General features: G+C 69.3%; 17 protein-coding genes. 7 read left to right on the forward strand and 10 right to left on the reverse strand.

The genetic code is table 11. From position 1 onward, the window contains the following. Positions 1-2: 2 nt before the first annotated feature. The 3 genes from AB0G47_RS11150 to AB0G47_RS11160 all read right to left on the reverse strand — a co-directional run bounded on the left by AB0G47_RS11150 (position 3) and on the right by AB0G47_RS11160 (position 3445). The gene (locus AB0G47_RS11150; RefSeq protein ID WP_360767013.1) at positions 3-1817 is read right to left on the reverse strand and encodes a cellulose synthase catalytic subunit; all 1815 of its coding nucleotides are present in this window, start codon (positions 1815-1817) and stop codon (positions 3-5) included. Between the two features lie 174 nt (positions 1818-1991). Continuing rightward, complete coding sequence (locus AB0G47_RS11155) at positions 1992-2255, reverse strand: acyl-CoA carboxylase epsilon subunit (protein WP_360767016.1); 264 nt, start codon at positions 2253-2255, stop codon at positions 1992-1994. Beyond that, the gene (locus AB0G47_RS11160) at positions 2201-3445 is read right to left on the reverse strand and encodes a cytochrome P450 (RefSeq protein WP_360767019.1); all 1245 of its coding nucleotides are present in this window, start codon (positions 3443-3445) and stop codon (positions 2201-2203) included. Before AB0G47_RS11160 ends, AB0G47_RS11155 begins: the two co-directional genes overlap by 55 nt. Positions 3446-3661: 216 nt before the next feature. Here AB0G47_RS11160 and AB0G47_RS11165 point away from each other — a divergent pair, with 216 nt between their 5' ends. From AB0G47_RS11165 to AB0G47_RS11175, 3 genes are read left to right on the forward strand one after another with little or no spacing between them, the layout of a single operon-like run. Then, entirely contained in the window at positions 3662-4723 is a 1062-nt protein-coding gene (locus AB0G47_RS11165) for a type III polyketide synthase (protein ID WP_360767022.1), read from the forward strand. Positions 4724-4769: 46 nt separating this feature from the next. Continuing rightward, positions 4770-5987 (forward strand): cytochrome P450, encoded by a 1218-nt coding sequence (locus AB0G47_RS11170; RefSeq protein WP_360767025.1) that lies wholly within the window; start codon positions 4770-4772, stop codon positions 5985-5987. Then, complete coding sequence (locus tag AB0G47_RS11175; RefSeq protein ID WP_360767028.1) at positions 5984-6520, forward strand: cupin domain-containing protein; 537 nt, start codon at positions 5984-5986, stop codon at positions 6518-6520. Before AB0G47_RS11170 ends, AB0G47_RS11175 begins: the two co-directional genes overlap by 4 nt. Positions 6521-6779: 259 nt before the next feature. Here AB0G47_RS11175 and AB0G47_RS11180 read toward each other — a convergent pair whose 3' ends face one another. The 5 genes from AB0G47_RS11180 to AB0G47_RS11200 form a co-directional block, all read right to left on the reverse strand. After that, positions 6780-7409, reverse strand: coding sequence for a helix-turn-helix domain-containing protein (locus AB0G47_RS11180; RefSeq protein ID WP_360767031.1), 630 nt, complete (start codon positions 7407-7409; stop codon positions 6780-6782). Beyond that, complete coding sequence (locus AB0G47_RS11185) at positions 7406-8089, reverse strand: DUF4166 domain-containing protein (RefSeq protein ID WP_360767034.1); 684 nt, start codon at positions 8087-8089, stop codon at positions 7406-7408. Before AB0G47_RS11185 ends, AB0G47_RS11180 begins: the two co-directional genes overlap by 4 nt. Next, complete coding sequence (locus tag AB0G47_RS11190; protein WP_360767037.1) at positions 8086-8784, reverse strand: hypothetical protein; 699 nt, start codon at positions 8782-8784, stop codon at positions 8086-8088. The genes AB0G47_RS11185 and AB0G47_RS11190 overlap by 4 nt, the downstream gene beginning before the upstream one ends. A 163-nt stretch (positions 8785-8947) precedes the next feature. Then, positions 8948-9241, reverse strand: a complete 294-nt coding sequence (locus tag AB0G47_RS11195) for an MTH1187 family thiamine-binding protein (protein WP_135330232.1) — start codon at positions 9239-9241, stop codon at positions 8948-8950. Then, a complete protein-coding gene (locus AB0G47_RS11200; RefSeq protein WP_360767041.1) occupies positions 9238-9582 on the reverse strand; it encodes a DUF3817 domain-containing protein in 345 nt (114 codons plus the stop codon). Before AB0G47_RS11200 ends, AB0G47_RS11195 begins: the two co-directional genes overlap by 4 nt. Positions 9583-9746: 164 nt before the next feature. On the opposite strand from AB0G47_RS11200, the gene AB0G47_RS11205 reads away from it, so the two are divergent. The 4 genes from AB0G47_RS11205 to AB0G47_RS11220 all read left to right on the forward strand — a co-directional run bounded on the left by AB0G47_RS11205 (position 9747) and on the right by AB0G47_RS11220 (position 12431). Next, the gene (locus tag AB0G47_RS11205) at positions 9747-10385 is read left to right on the forward strand and encodes an AIM24 family protein (RefSeq protein WP_360767044.1); all 639 of its coding nucleotides are present in this window, start codon (positions 9747-9749) and stop codon (positions 10383-10385) included. Between the two features lies 1 nt (position 10386). Further along, on the forward strand, positions 10387-11037 hold the full coding sequence (locus AB0G47_RS11210; protein WP_360767047.1) for an AIM24 family protein: 651 nt from the start codon (positions 10387-10389) through the stop codon (positions 11035-11037). 8 nt (positions 11038-11045) lie between these two features. Beyond that, on the forward strand, positions 11046-11834 hold the full coding sequence (locus tag AB0G47_RS11215; protein ID WP_360767983.1) for an AIM24 family protein: 789 nt from the start codon (positions 11046-11048) through the stop codon (positions 11832-11834). Positions 11835-11954: 120 nt separating this feature from the next. Further along, a complete protein-coding gene (locus AB0G47_RS11220) occupies positions 11955-12431 on the forward strand; it encodes a MarR family transcriptional regulator (RefSeq protein WP_266870842.1) in 477 nt (158 codons plus the stop codon). 3 nt (positions 12432-12434) lie between these two features. Here the strand turns inward: AB0G47_RS11220 and AB0G47_RS11225 are convergent, their stop codons facing one another. Together AB0G47_RS11225 and AB0G47_RS11230 are read right to left on the reverse strand one after the other, a co-directional pair. Next, the gene (locus AB0G47_RS11225; RefSeq protein ID WP_360767051.1) at positions 12435-13874 is read right to left on the reverse strand and encodes a HAMP domain-containing sensor histidine kinase; all 1440 of its coding nucleotides are present in this window, start codon (positions 13872-13874) and stop codon (positions 12435-12437) included. After that, the gene (locus AB0G47_RS11230) at positions 13871-14554 is read right to left on the reverse strand and encodes a response regulator transcription factor (protein WP_266870839.1); all 684 of its coding nucleotides are present in this window, start codon (positions 14552-14554) and stop codon (positions 13871-13873) included. The genes AB0G47_RS11225 and AB0G47_RS11230 overlap by 4 nt, the downstream gene beginning before the upstream one ends. Between the last annotated feature and the right edge of the window lie 77 nt (positions 14555-14631).

Consider the following 14631-nt stretch of genomic DNA (forward strand, 5'->3'; position numbering starts at 1 on the left):
GGTCAGTTCCCTCCTGTCGTCGTACCAGTGGCGAATGCCGGCTCCGGATCGCCGTCCGAGCCCGTGGCGACCAGGCCTTCCGCGTCCTTGCCTCCGAGGCGGCGCGCCTGCTGCCGGGCCTCGACAGGTGCCTTGCGTCCCTTGCGCTCTTTGATCAGCGTGAAGGCCCAGATCGTGATCGGGGCGAGCGAGATGGCCATGGCAAGGACGGCCCAGGTGCGCATCGCCGCATGGGTATGGCCGAGCACGAACGAGGCGGCCAGCGAGGTGGCGAGCAGGGCCGCCCAGAAGAGATGGATGCGGAAGGTGAGCACCCGGTCCGGGCTCGTGTCGCCGCCCTTGGCGGTGACCACGAAGCGGCTCGGGCGGCGCAGGAGGGCGGCGCCGAGCGACTTGGCGTAGATGGGCGCGGAGAGCGCGGACATCGCCATGCCGGCCAGGCCTCCGGAGCCCTCCGGCTCGTGCGGCGAGACGTTGTGCCGCCGGTTCCAGAGGTAGAGCCCGACCTGGAGCGCGGCGGCGTCGCTGTAGAGCATCAGCCACACGGACGCGGCAACCTGGGTGCCGGAAGCCCCGAACCACAGGAAGAGCACACAACTCAGCACGCCAAGCAGCCAGTTGACGGCCGTCATCGGGTAGTAGACGAGCATCATCGTGTACGAGAACAGCCGGCCCGGCGGCATCGTCAGCGGTGCCTTCCAGTACTGCTTGAACAGCGTCTCGTACGTCCCGCGCGACCAGCGCATCTGCTGGGTGAAGAAGTCCGTCCAGGAGGCGGGCCCCTCGCCGACGGCGAGCACGTCCGGGGTGTAGACGGACCGCCAGTGCCGCCGGGTGGCGGGGTTCTTGTGGCGGTGCAGCTCGAAGCCGGTCGCCATGTCCTCGGTGATCGAGTCGTAGAGGCCGCCGACCTGGAGAAGCGCCTTGATCCGTACGACGTTGTTGGTGCCGACGAACATGGGGGCGCGGTAGCGGTTGCCGGCGCGCTGGATCAGCGCGTGGAAGAGGAACTGCTGCGACTCGGCGGCTTTGGTGACGGGGGTGTCGTAGTTCCCGTAGACCTGAGGCCCGACGACGAACGCGACGTCCTCATCCCGGAAGTAACCCATCATCCGCTCAAGGAAGTTGGGGAGCGGGACGTGGTCGGTGTCCACGGAGGCGAAGAAGTCGTAGCCGCCGCCGTGCATCGCGAGCCAGGCGTTGTAGTTGCCGTGCTTGGTGCGGGCCTTGTGGACGCCCTTCTCGCGGTTCCACTCGGGCACGCCGCTGCGGGTGAAGTACCGGACGCCGAGCTCCGCGCAGAGGGCCTTGGCCTCGTCGTCGTCGCCCTCGTCCAGGAGCCATATGTCGAGCGGTCCCGGGTGGCGTATCCGGGTCGCGCCCTCGAGGGTGGCGCGGACCATGGCCAGGGGTTCCTTGCCGGGGACGTACGTGGTGAGGAAGGCGACCCGCGTGCCCGGCTCGGGAACGACGGGTACCGGGTCTCTCGCCACCATCGTCGCGTGGGAGATCGATATGACATTGACGAGCATGAAGAGCTCGATGAGACCGATCGCCACGAGCATCGTGATGTCGAGGCCGATGAGCCAGCTGTCGGCGCCCTCGCGTTCCGTCCAGTGGGTCGGCCAGACGAGATAGACGAGGAGGAGGCCGGTGAGGACGGGGGCGAACGTCATCAGCAGGACGGCTCGTATTCGGTGCGGCTCGCCGGAGAGGAGCTTGGTGTACTGCACCCGATAGCAGTCGTCGCCGTCCGGCTCGGTGATTGGGCCGGCGAGTGTGCTGTGGGTTTCGTAGTCATAGCCCTCCGACCGCACAGCGCCTCCAGGTCTTCGATGATCTGGCGATGGCAGGTTCTGGTGTGAACAAGCCAATACCCATACAAAAAGGGAGTTTTCGCCGGGTGTCGAACCGGACTCGGCCGTGTGAGCGGTTTTGGGGCGAGCGGTTTCACCGGGGTTGCGGAGCGGGCCCGCTCCTGCTGTGGAGTGTCAGCGCGGAGGGGGCGCCTGCCTGGAGCGCCAGGAGTGCGCGGGGACATACGGCGGTTTCTGATCCCACCAGGCGCGATGGGCACCAGCGGAGTGCGGGGCGCGCAGGGTGTGGGCACCGCGTATCAGCACGATGAAGACCGCGGTGAGAGCAGCCAGCTCCAAGTGGTTCGGGCTGCCTCCGACGACCTTGATCGTGGGGCGGCGTATCACCAGGACACCGGCAGGGTCTTGGGCCCTCGGATCAGGCCGCCCGTCTGCCACTCGATCTGCTCGGGCGGCACCGCGAGCGCGAGTGCGGGGTAGCGGTCGAGCAGCGTGGCGATGATGATCTCGGATTCCATCCGGGCCAGCATCGAGCCCACGCAGTGGTGGGGGCCGTTCCCGAAGGCCATATGGGCGATGGGCCCCCGGTCGAAGTCAAGCGTGTCGGGGTTCGGGAAGGCCTCGGGGTCGCGATTGGCCGCGAGGTACGAGGAGTAGACCGCCTCACCGGCCCGGACCACGACACCGGCGATCTCGACGTCCTGCGAGGCGATCCGCGGGAGGCCCACTCCGCTGCGGTGCGGGATGTAGCGCAGCAGCTCGTCGACGGCCTGCGGAATCAAGTCCGGTTCGGCGCGCAGCCGTTCAAGCTGCCGCGGATGGGTGAGCAGGGCGTAGACCATGTTGGCGCTGTTGTTGCGTACGGCGTGTGCACCGCTCACCACGATGGCGGTGGCCAGGGAGATGGCCTCCGGCTCCGTGATCTCACCGGCGTCACAGGCCGCGGCGAGGACCCCGGCCAGGTCGTCGCCCGGCTCCTCGCGACGCCGGGCGAGCAGACTGACGACGCACTCACGGACGGTCGTCGTGGCGTCGCCGCTCCGCTCGGGTGCCGGGCCGGGAGTCGTGATCAGGTTCGCCAAGGACGTCATGCCCTCCCGCATGTCCTGGTCCATTCCCAGCAGGTCGGCGACGGCCGCGAGCGGGAAGGGGCCGTGCAGGTGCTCCACGAGGTCCGCCGGTGAGCCGTGCCGCTCCATCGCGTCGAGCAGGCTGTCGGCACTGGCCTGCACGGACGGCCTGAGCTTCTGCATGCTCTTGTCGGTGAACGCTCGCGCCACCACACGGCGCATGTCGTTCAGGCGTGGCGGGTCGGCGTACTTGAGGGACGCCTGCCGGGAGGCGATCGCGTGCGGGGAGGAACCGGTGACCGTACGCCCGACCAGCTCCTCCCTGCTGAAGCGCGGGTCGGTCGTCGCCGCCTTGACGTGGGAGTAGCGCGCCATCAGCCAGGCGCTGCCCTCGCCGGACGGCAACTGGATCCGAGTGGCCTGCTCGTCCCGCAGCCGGTCGCTGAGGAAGGGGTCGAACTCAAGGCCCTCCAGGTCGTCAAGGCCCCAGCAGTGGACCGCCTCGTCCGAAGCCGGTTCCGTCTGCGGCGCGAGGGCCGTGCGCGGGTCTGACGTCATGCTTCATCTCCCTGCCTCGATGTCAGCGTTCCTGCCGCCCCCAGCGGTCGATTCCGCGGGATATCGACTGCGGCATGTCTTCCCTCTCGCCGCTCGATCCGCCGCCCGCGTCGCCCAGCGTCACCGGATTGGCCCCTAGTCACCCGCGGATCAGTCCCGCGCGCGCATTGCGCACGGGTCCGTGAGGCTTTGTCGAAACAGGAAAGGAGAGCCACCGTGGCGACTCTGTGCAGACCGACGGTGTCCGTGCCCGAGTACGTGATCACCATGGAGCAGACCCTCGACCTGGCCCGGTACGTCCATCCGGACCATCCGCAGCTCGAACTGGCTCTGCGGCTGATCGAGAACACCGGCGTCGCGAAGCGGCACTTGATACGCCCCATCGAGGAGACGCTCGCGCACCCCGGCTTCGAACAGCGCAACGCCGTGTACGAGGCCGAGGCCAAGGCACGGGTGCCGGCGGTGGTGCGTCAGGCGCTGGCCGACGCGGAAGTGCGCCCGGTGGACATCGACCTGATCGTGTACGTGTCGTGCACCGGCTTCATGATGCCGTCGCTGACCGCGTGGATGATCAACACGATGGGGTTCCGCACCGACACGAGGCAGTTGCCCATAGCCCAGCTGGGGTGCGCGGCGGGCGGGGCGGCGGTCAATCGCGCGCATGACTTCTGCACCGCCTACCCCGAGGCGAACGCCCTGATAGTCGCCTGTGAGTTCTGCTCCCTGTGCTATCAGCCGAGCGACCTGGAGGTGGGAAATCTCCTCTCGAACGGCCTGTTCGGTGACGGTGTGGCCGCCGCCGTCGTCCGGGGGCGCGGCGGCATCGGCATCGAACTGCGGCGCAACGGCTCGTACATCATTCCCAGGACGGAGGACTGGATCGCGTACGAGGTCAAGGCCACCGGGTTCCACTTCAGGCTCGACCGACGCGTTCCCGGCACCATGGAGCCGCTCGCCCCGGTGCTGAAGCAGCTGGCCCACGCACATGGCTGGGACGCCTCCGCCTTGGATTTCTACATCATCCATGCCGGTGGCCCGCGGATCCTCGACGACCTCAGCAAGTACCTCGGTGTGGCACCCGAAGCATTCCGCTTCAGCCGGGCCACACTGACCGAGTACGGCAACATCGCGAGCGCCGTCGTCCTGGACGCGTTGCGCCGGCTCTTCGACGACAACGGCACCCCCGACACCGCGCGAGGTCTCCTGGCGGGGTTCGGCCCGGGCATCACCGCCGAGGTCTCCCTGGGCAACTGGAGCACGGGGCGAGAGACCGCATAGGCAAGGCCACTCAGGCGAGAGACCGCGTCACGGAGGAATCGGAACGATGCTGAGGGACGGCCCCGACACCTCGCAGCCACCCATCACGCAGTGGCCCGCCCTGGACCTGGACGGGGTCGACTTCGACCCCGTCCTCGCCGGACTGATGCGGGAGGGGCCGGTGACACGCATCAAGCTTCCCAACGGAAGCGGGTGGGCCTGGCTCGTCTGCCGGTACGACGACGTGCGGATGGTGACCAACGACCCCCGGTTCAGCCGCAAGCTGGTCGTCGAGCACGACGTCACCCGTTTGGCCCCTCACTTCATCCCCGCCCCCGGCGCGGTCGGCTTCGAGGACCCGCCCGACCACACACGACTGCGTCGCGCCGTCGCCGGGGCCTTCACCGCCGGCGGTGTGGAGCGCCTTCGTACGCGGGCGCGGGAGATTCTCGGCGAACTCGTCGACGGGATGCTGCGCGACGGACCGCCCGCGGACCTGACCGAGCGCCTGCTCGCACCCTTCCCCCTCGCCGTCGTATGCGAGCTGATGGGCATCCCGGAGGCCGACCGTCCCACGGTGCACGCGTGGACCGCCCTGATCCTGTCATCGGCCAAAGGCGCGCAACGCAGCGAGCAGGCCAAGACGGAGATGCTGGCCTACCTCGGCGAACGCCTGCGCGAGGGGCGCGGAACGGGCGGTGACACCGTCATCGGGCTCCTCGTCAAGGCCGTCGAAAGCGGAGAGGTCACCGCGGAGGAAGCCACCGGCCTTGCCCTGCTCATCCAGATCGGTGGCGAGGCCGTCACCAACAACGTGGGCAACATGGTCTACATCCTGCTCACCCGGCCCGACCTGCTCGAGCGGCTGCGGAACACACCCGAGCTGCGGCCCTCGGCGCTCAACGAACTCCTGCGCTACATCCCGCACCGCAACGCCGTCGGGCTCTCCCGGATCGCCCTCGAAGACGTCACGATCGCCGGCCACCGCATCCGCGCGGGTGAAGCGGTCTACGTCTCCTACCTCGCCGCCAACCGCGACGCGGAGGTCTTCCCCGACCCCGACGAGCTGCGGCTCGACCGCAGCCCCAACCCGCACGTCTCCTTCGGGTACGGACCGCACTACTGCCCCGGCGCCGTGCTGGCCCGCCTGGAGTCCGAACTGCTCATGGACGCGGTGCTCGACCGCTTCGCGGAGCTGCGGTTCACCATCCCCCCGGACGAACTGCGCTGGCGCCCCGGAGCGCTCATCCGAGGGCCCGAGGGTCTCCCCGTGACCTGGTCATGACCGCGCACCTGGCCCGTCCGGGACTGCTCGTACCCCCTGGCCACGGCCGGACCCTGATCACCGCCGCCCAGCAGGTCACGTTCAAGGTCACCGGGGAGCACTCCCGGGTGAGCTCCAGCTTCGAGGTCGTCGTACCGCCCGGCTTCGACGTCGGGGCGCACCTGCACACGCGCAGCGAGGAGCTGTTCTACGTCCTCGAAGGCGAACTCGACGTGATGGCGTTCGAGCCGCGCGTCCGCACCGGGGACGACTGGCGGCACTGGCGGGCACTCGACGGCCGCCGGGTCGTCCGTGCGACTCCCGGAACCGTCATCGTGGTTCCGCCCGGCTGCCCGCACGCCTTCGCGAACCCCACGGGCGAACCGGCCCGCATGTTCTTCCAGGCCTCACCGCCACCGGATCACGAGCGGTACTTCGAGGAGCTCCTCACCCTGCTCGACTACGGCGACCCACCGGACCCCGCGGCGATCCAAGAACTGCGGGCCCGCTACGACATCGAGCAGCTCACTCCGCTGCGCCACGGCCTGTCCTGACCACCGGGACACCCTCTTCACGACGACAAGATCACCACGGGCGCCGTGCAGGGCCGGCCCGGCACGTACCAGCGCGGCGGAGGCCAGGTGTTCGGCAACGACGGCATCCGCCGGTCGACGCGTGCTTTTCCGCCCGTGGGTTCCGTTGTCATGGTGGTACTCCGTGATGTGCGCGGGCTCGGCCTGAGACCCATCTGACCTGCTGCGACGGCGCACCGCATCTCGGCGCCCGTGGCCACGGAGTGCGCGCAGGGCCGCGTCAGGGCCGCGCCCGGCGCAGGCGGTGGCGGAACGCACGCTGGGCCAGCGGGCCCAGGTCCTCAACTGCCGTCACCAGGAGGGACAGTTGCTCCAAAGCATCCAGCGCCCTGTTCGCCCCATCGGGATCCACACCTTCGTACAGCTCGATCCCCACGAAGGACGCCGCCAGCGCCTTGGCAAGACCGGACGGATCGGTGAACTCCCCCAGGGGGGTTGCAGAAAGGACCCGGGTCAGGACCTTCTCGATCTCCTCGATCCACAGGGCCAGGCCCGCCGCCGTGGCGGGGGCGAGGCGGGGCTGCGTCTGGGCCCCGGCAAGGAGCTGGCCAAGCACGGCGACATGACCGGCGGCCCGCTCCTCCACGTGCATCTCCCGCCCGAACTCCAGGAGTTCGGAGAGGGAGGACACCTCCGCCAGGCGGTCCCGGTAGCGGGACACCCGCTGCTCCGCCCCGTGCCGGCACGCCGCCGCCAGCAACTCGTCCACCGACCCGAAGTGGTAGAAGACCAGCGCCTGATTCACCCCGGCGGCAGCCGCGATCGTGCGCGCCGACGTCTTGGCGATGCCCTGTTCGATGAGGGTGCGCAAGGTGCCCTCGAGCAGCTTCGTCTTGGTGTCGGCGCTCACGCCCGCGCCTCCTCGCGGACAGGCCGAAGGCCCGCCCGTACACCGCGGGCGCGGACATCGGCGTACGTGGCCGTGAAGGAACCCTCGTACCCGAAGAGCGGCCCGAAGTACCGGTTCACCACCCGGACTTGGATGCGGAAGCGGCCCGTCCTGTCGTCGAAGGACTCCCGGACCTCGGCGTCGCCGCCGATCAGCGGGGCAACGCGGACGTCCACCGGCCCCTCCCGGAAGCGGTGCTCTCCGGAGCGGATGAGCAGCGAGCCGTCCGGCTCCACCCGGGGATGGAGGTCGCTCGCGAGGTGCTGGTGGGTTCCCAAGTAGTCGAGGATCCGGTCCCGGCTCGGCGCGAGGACCATCTGGGCGTCGAAGCGCCGGGAGCGGCCCGGCAGGTCGAAGGTGCGCACAAAGGTCACCGTCTCACGGCCGAACGAGTCGGTGTACGGCACGTTCTCGATGGTGAAGGGGACGTTCCGGCCCGCCCTCGGGACGAGGATGTTGCGCGTGCCGCCGACGGCCAGGAAGGGCTTCACGAAATCCCTGCCGTGCCAGATGCGGTCCATCACCCCTCGGCCCGTGCACGCCTCACCGCTCGCGAGGCCCACGGAGAAGCGGCGCTGGAGCTGCGGGTGCAGCCGGTCGAAGTCGGGGCCGAGCACGGTGCGGAAGATCGACGGCGTCATGACGGCTGCTCCTGGAGGGTGGTCAGAATGCGGGGTGCACGCGTGCGTGGCGGTGGCGTACGAAGGCACCGGCGCGCCGCCGGCGTCACGGGCAGCGGCGGCACGAGGAACGCGAGGGCCAGCACCGCAAGGGCCACCACGGGCGCGGCGAGCACCGCCGCGAGCACGCAGCCGGCCCGGAAGCCGACCTCGCCGAGCGCGTGCAGCAGCTGCCGCTCGGGGGTGATCCCCCGCTCAAGCCACAGCCGCAGCCGGTCGAAGGACCAGGCCGTGGCCCAGCCCATCAGCGGCCGGAAGAGGGCCCGGTCGGCACAGGCACCGAAGCGGCCCCAGCGCGACCGGTAGTCGTACCCGGTGAGGAAGCGGACGCCGCCGTCCGGGGCGGGTACGTAGCGCCAGTAGCCCGAGCCCTCCTCCAGCAGCGACAGCGGATGCGGCGATGCGAACCGCAGCGCCGACGTCCTGGTGCCGTCGGGGCGGCGCTTCTCGCCCGCGGAGATCCCGGTGCCCGCGATGGTGAGGAAGGGCAGTACGCGCGTGCCGTACCGGAAGTGCTGCGGCTCCCCCGCCACCTGCGGCAGGTAGTCGATCTCGGTGAAGCGCAGGTCCCAGCGCTGGTGCTGGGAGGGCTCCTGCGTACGCGTCCAGAGCTCGTCGAGGTCGGCGGCTATGTGCGCTTCGACGTACAGGCTCACGGCGTATCCCCCAAGTCAGTGCATGCATGTCTGGCATGTTTGAGCGACTGCCCAAACAGACGGTACGGGGATTTGAGCAGTCGCTCAAGTCCGTCGCGTCGACCACGGAGACACAAGAAAGCCCCCGCCGTTGCCGGCGGGGGCTCTCAGAAATCGCGGGGCGTCACTGCGAAAGGTGGCGCTCCACCGTCTCGACCTTCGACGTCATGCCGTCCGTCACCCCGGGGCGGATGTCCGCCTTCATGACGACGGAGACGCGCGGCGCACGCGCCTCGACCGCCGCGACGGCGCGCTTGACGACGTCCATCACCTCGTCCCACTCGCCCTCGACGGAGGTGAACATCGCGTCCGTCCGGTTGGGCAGCCCTGATTCGCGGACGACGCGGACCGCGTCGGCGACGTACTCGCCCACGTCCTCGCCGACGCCGAGCGGCGTCACGGAGAAGGCGACGATCATGCGCCGACGACCCCCTCGCGGCGGGCGCGCGACGCGATCACGGCGGCCTCGGCCTCACGCTTCAGCTTGCGTTCGGCGAAGAAACCGCCGGTCGGCAGGACGGAGAGGACGAAGTAGAGGGCGGCCGTCTTCGCGTTCCACTTCGTGCGGTTCCAGGCGTCGAGCCAGAAGAGCACGTAGAGGACGAAGAGCACGCCGTGGATCATGCCCATGGCCGGCACGGCGTTGAAGTCCGTGGTCCGCTTGAGCACCGAGCAGACGAGCAGCAGCAGGAAGGAGACGGCTTCGGGGGCCGAGACCAGGCGGAGGCGGCGGAGTGCGGATGCGGTCTTGATGTCCACGGATCACCTTCGGGGGAGGACGGAGGGGGTGAGGGCGGGCCGCTCGCCGCGATCTTGTGAATGCGCGCACAAGCGACCCCCATTGTGACATCGGGGTGTTCTCGGGGTTCGCTCAGGGGCCGTTGCCCTGTTCCGGGCGCATATCCGACGGCTACCGTCGATACGTGGCAACGTTCCGACTGCAAGGCAGCAGGGTGCTCGCCGTGGACATGTCCGGCGACGCCGTCAAGGCGAAGAACGGCTCGATGGTCGCGTACGACGGCCAGATGGCCTTCAAAAAGATGTCCGGCGGCGGCGAGGGCATACGGGGCATGGTGACCCGCCGCCTCACCGGCGAGCAGATGACGGTGATGGAGGTGAAGGGGCACGGCACCTGCTGGTTCGCCGACCGCGCCACGGAGATCAACCTCGTGGAGCTGCGCGGCGAGAAGCTCTTCGTCGAGTCGAGCAACCTGCTCTGCACCGACGCGGGCCTGCACACGGGCACCAGCTTCACCGGGCTGCGCGGCGCCTCACAGGGCAACGGCCTGTTCACGACGACGGTCGAGGGCTCGGGCCAGGCGGCGATCATGTCCGACGGGCCCGCGGTGGTCCTGCGCGTCAGTCAGCAGTACCCCCTGACCGTGGATCCCGGGGCGTACATCGCCCATCAGGGAAACCTCCGCCAGAACCTCCAGTCGGGCGTCACGTTCCGTACGTTCATGGGCGAGGGCGGCGGCGAGGCCTTCCAGATCCGCTTCGAGGGCGACGGCCTGGTCTACGTCCAGCCCAGCGAGCGGACCACGATGGCGGGGGACGTCTGACATGCCCTTCCGAGAGATCAACTCGAAGGTGGTCGAGGCGACGGTCCTGCCGGGCCAGAAGCTGTTCAGCCAGCGCGGCGCCATGCTCGCCTACAAGGGGGACGTCTCCTTCACGCCCAACATCCAGGGCGGGCAGGGCGGCCTCGCGTCCATGATCGGGCGACGGGTGGCGAACGAGGCGACGCCGCTGATGACCGTCGAGGGCAGCGGCACCGTCCTCTTCGGGCACGGCGGGCATCACATCCAGGTGATCGCCCTCTCCGGAGACACCCTCTATGTGGAGGCGGACCGGCTGCTCGCGTTCGACGGCACCCTCCAGCAGGGCACGATGTTCATGGGCTCGCAGGGCGGCGTGATGGGCATGGTGCGCGGCCAGGTCACCGGGCAGGGACTGTTCACGACCACCCTCAAGGGACAGGGCGCGGTCGCCGTCATGGCGCACGGCGGGGTCGTCGAGGTGCCGATCACCCCGCAGCGCCCGGTGCACGTGGACCCGCAGGCCTATGTCGCGCACCACGGCGACGTGCGCAACAAACTCTCCACGGCGCTCGGCTGGCGCGACATGGTGGGGCGGGGCTCGGGCGAGGCGTTCCAGCTGGAGCTGTCAGGGAGCGGTGCGGTGTTCGTCCAGGCGTCGGAGGAGAAGCTGTGACCCCCTCAATGCCCGCGGGCGGACCCGCGGTGTTCGACCCGATGACGCTGCCGAGCGACGACAGCGTGAACGCGTACACGTTCTGCGTGGAGCTCAAGGGAAGCCAGTGGTTCCTGCAGAAGGGGAAGATGATCGCCTACTACGGGTCGATCGACTTCAACGGCATCGGGCACGGCCGTCTGGACCGCCTGGTGCGCACGAGTTTCCATTCGCCGCTGCACGCGAGCGACTGGGTCGTGGCGGAGGGCCAGGGCAAGATGCTCCTCGCCGACCGGGCCTTCGATGTGAATTCGTACGACCTCGATGACGGCAACCTGACCATTCGCTCGGGCAACCTCCTCGCTTTTCAGCCAACTCTCGCCCTGAAGCAATCAATTGTTCCGGGCTTTCTGACCCTGATCGGAACCGGGAAGTTCGTGGCCGCGTCGAACGGTCCGGTGGTGTTCATGGAGCCGCCGATCCGCGTCGATCCGCAGGCCCTCGTGGGCTGGGCGGACTGCCCGTCGCCCTGCCATCACTACGACCACGGATACCTGACGGGGGTCATCGGGGGCGTGCGGGCACTGACCGGGATCGGCGGAACCTCGGGCGAGGAGCACCAGTTCGAGTTCGTGGGGGCGGGGACGGTGCTGCTGCAATCCTCGGAGATGCTCATGGCAGACCAGGCGACGGGTGCGGTGCCGCAACAGGCGGGGGTGCCGGGCACCGGGGGTGCGCCCGGTCAACACGGACAGCAGCCGGGACAACCACGCCTTCCCGGACAACTGGGGGACCTCCAGCGTCGCTTCGGCCTGTGAGCGGTAGTCTGCGGAGTGTGACGACGAACGTCTGTGCCCCTCCGTGACATGGAGGGTGAGAGGCGCGTGTCACACGCCCACATTCGTTCACCTTTCAACTTCTTAGGTAGAATCGATTTCATGGAGACCGATACGGCCCCGCAGTGGCTGACCAACGAGGAACAGTGCGCCTGGCGCACCCACGTGGAGGTCAACAGGATGCTGACATACCAGCTCGAGAAAGACCTCCAGCCGTTCAACCTGACCATGAACGACTACGACATCCTCGTACATCTCTCCGAGTCGGACGAGAAGCGGATGCGTATGAGCGATCTCGCGGCCGCCACGCTGCAGTCCAAGAGCCGCCTGTCCCATCAGATCACCCGCATGGAGAACGCGGGCCTGGTCCGCCGGGAGAACTGTGAGTCCGACCGGCGCGGCCTCTACACCGTGCTCACCGACGAGGGCATGGAGACCATGAAGAAGGTCGCCCCGCACCACGTGACCTCGGTCCGCCGGCACTTCATCGATCTGATCTCGCCCGAGGCGCTCGGCGAGCTCCACAAGGCACTGACCCCGATCGCGGAGCACCTGCGCGCGCAACGGGGCAAGCCCTGACGCTCAGCCGGACCGCGGCACGAGGGGCACCCTGAGTTCGAAGAGCGCTCCCCCGCCGGGAGCCTCCTGGACCGTGAGCGTGCCGCCGTGCCGTTCGGCCACGTCGCGCGCGATGGCGAGGCCAAGACCGGCCCCGCCGTCATCACGGGCGCGTGCGTCGTCGAGCCGTACGAAGCGCTCGAAGACGTGCTCGCGCTCGCTCTCCGGCACACCGGCCCCGTCGTCGGAGACCGCGAGGACCGCCCAGGCCCCTTCGGCTCGGGTGGCGACCGTGACGTGGGTACGGGCGTGGCGCTGCGCGTTGTTCACGAGGTTGCCGAGCACGCGCGCCAACTGGCCGCGCGATCCGGCGACTTCGGCGCCCTTCAGGTCGCTCCGCACCTCGACGCGGTCCCTCGTGCGCTGGGACAGCTCCTCGCGGGCGAGGGCCGCCAGGTCCACCCGCGTCGCGCCGGGCTTCTCCCCGGCGTCCAGGCGGGCGAGCAGGAGCAGGTCGGCGGCCAGCTCCTGAAGGCGCACGGTGTCCTCGACGGCGCCGTCCACATCCAGCAACTCCGGGTGTGCCGCGCCCACTTCGAGCTGGGTGCGCAGGGACGCGATGGGGCTGCGCAGTTCGTGCGACGCGTCGGCGACGAAGCGGCGCTGGCGTTCCACCGACGTCTGCAGGGCGGCCAGCGTCTCGTTCGTGGTCCGGGCCAGGCGGGCGACCTCGTCATGCGTGTCCGGCTCGGGCACGCGCCGCGCGAGGTCCTCGGAGGCGGTGATCGCCGCCATCTCGGAGCGGATCGCGTCCACCGGGCGCAGGGCGCGCCGCGTGACCAGCCAGGTCACCGCGGCGATCACGGCGAGCAGCAGCGGGAAGCCGATGAGCAGCGATGTCAACGCCGTTGACATCGCGCTCTGTTCGGACTCGAGCGAACCGCCCGCGTACACGGTGAGATCGCCCTTCCCCTCGACGCTCACCTCGACCGCGGCGAAGCGGTAGTCCGCCGTCTCGCCGTCGACGGTCGCCGAGCCGTCGGTGAACTTCTTGTCGTCGGACAGCTCACCCTGTTCGAGCGGGTCCTCCGCACTGTCGTCGTCATCGTCGTCATCGTCGCCGCCGGGCGCGGGGGACGCCTGCTCGGGCTTGACCGCGGCGGTGCCCGTGCCGCTGATGCGCTCCAGGTCCTCGCTGGCCGCGACCAGCCGGCCGTCGGCGTCGACGATCTGCACGGGGTTGTCCTCACCCTCGGGCAGATCCAGCTTGTCGTACGCGATGGTCGGGTCAATCTGCGAGGCCACCCGCCGGGCGGCCGAATCGGCGTCGGCCTCCGCCTCGCCGATGAGGCTGAACCGCAGCGAGAGCAGCACGGCGGCGCCCGCCGCGACCAGCGCGACCGCGACGACGAGGCTCGCGCCGAGGGTGGCTCTGGCCCGGACCGAACTGAACAAGCGGCTCATCGGGGGGCCTCCAGGCGGTAGCCGGCGCCGCGCACCGTCTTGATCAGCCGCGCCCCCAGCTTGCGCCGCAGGGCGCTCACGTACACCTCGACGATGTTGGGGTCGCCCTCGTACGCGAAGTCCCAGACGTGCTCCAGGATCTCGCCCTTGGAGACCACCTCGCCCCGGCGCAGGACGAGCTGCTCCAGGACGGCGAACTCCTTGGCGGTGAGGGTCACTTCATCGCCGTCGTCGTTGCCGTCGCCACCACGGAAGACGCGGCGCGCGGCGGTGTCGACCTTCAGGTCGCCGAGGGTGTGGACCGGGGACGGGCCCGCGTTGCCGCGGCGGCGCAGCAGCGCCTTCACGCGGGCCACGAGCACGACGTACGAGAAGGGCTTGGTGAGGTAGTCGTCGGCGCCCGTGTCGAGCCCCTCGGCCTCGTCGTACTCGCCGTCCTTCGCGGTGAGCATCAGGATCGGTACGTCGTGACCGGCCGCGCGCAGGGTGGCGCAGACGCGGTAGCCGTTCATGCCCGGGAGCATGATGTCGAGGATGACCAGGTCGTACGTTCCCTCGCTCGCGCGGTGCAGTCCGTCGACGCCGTCGTGGACGACGTCTACGGCGTAGCCCTCGGCGGTCAGGCCCTTGGCGAGCGACAGGGCAAGCCGCTTCTCGTCCTCCACGATCAACAAACGCATGCGCTCAGGGTCGCAGAGCCAACCTGAAGAGTTCTTCAGGCACCTTCAGGCTGGCTTCAGCATCACTCAGCCAGATT

It is taken from the genome of Streptomyces sp. NPDC021622, assembly GCF_040640795.1.
Taxonomy (GTDB): domain Bacteria; phylum Actinomycetota; class Actinomycetes; order Streptomycetales; family Streptomycetaceae; genus Streptomyces.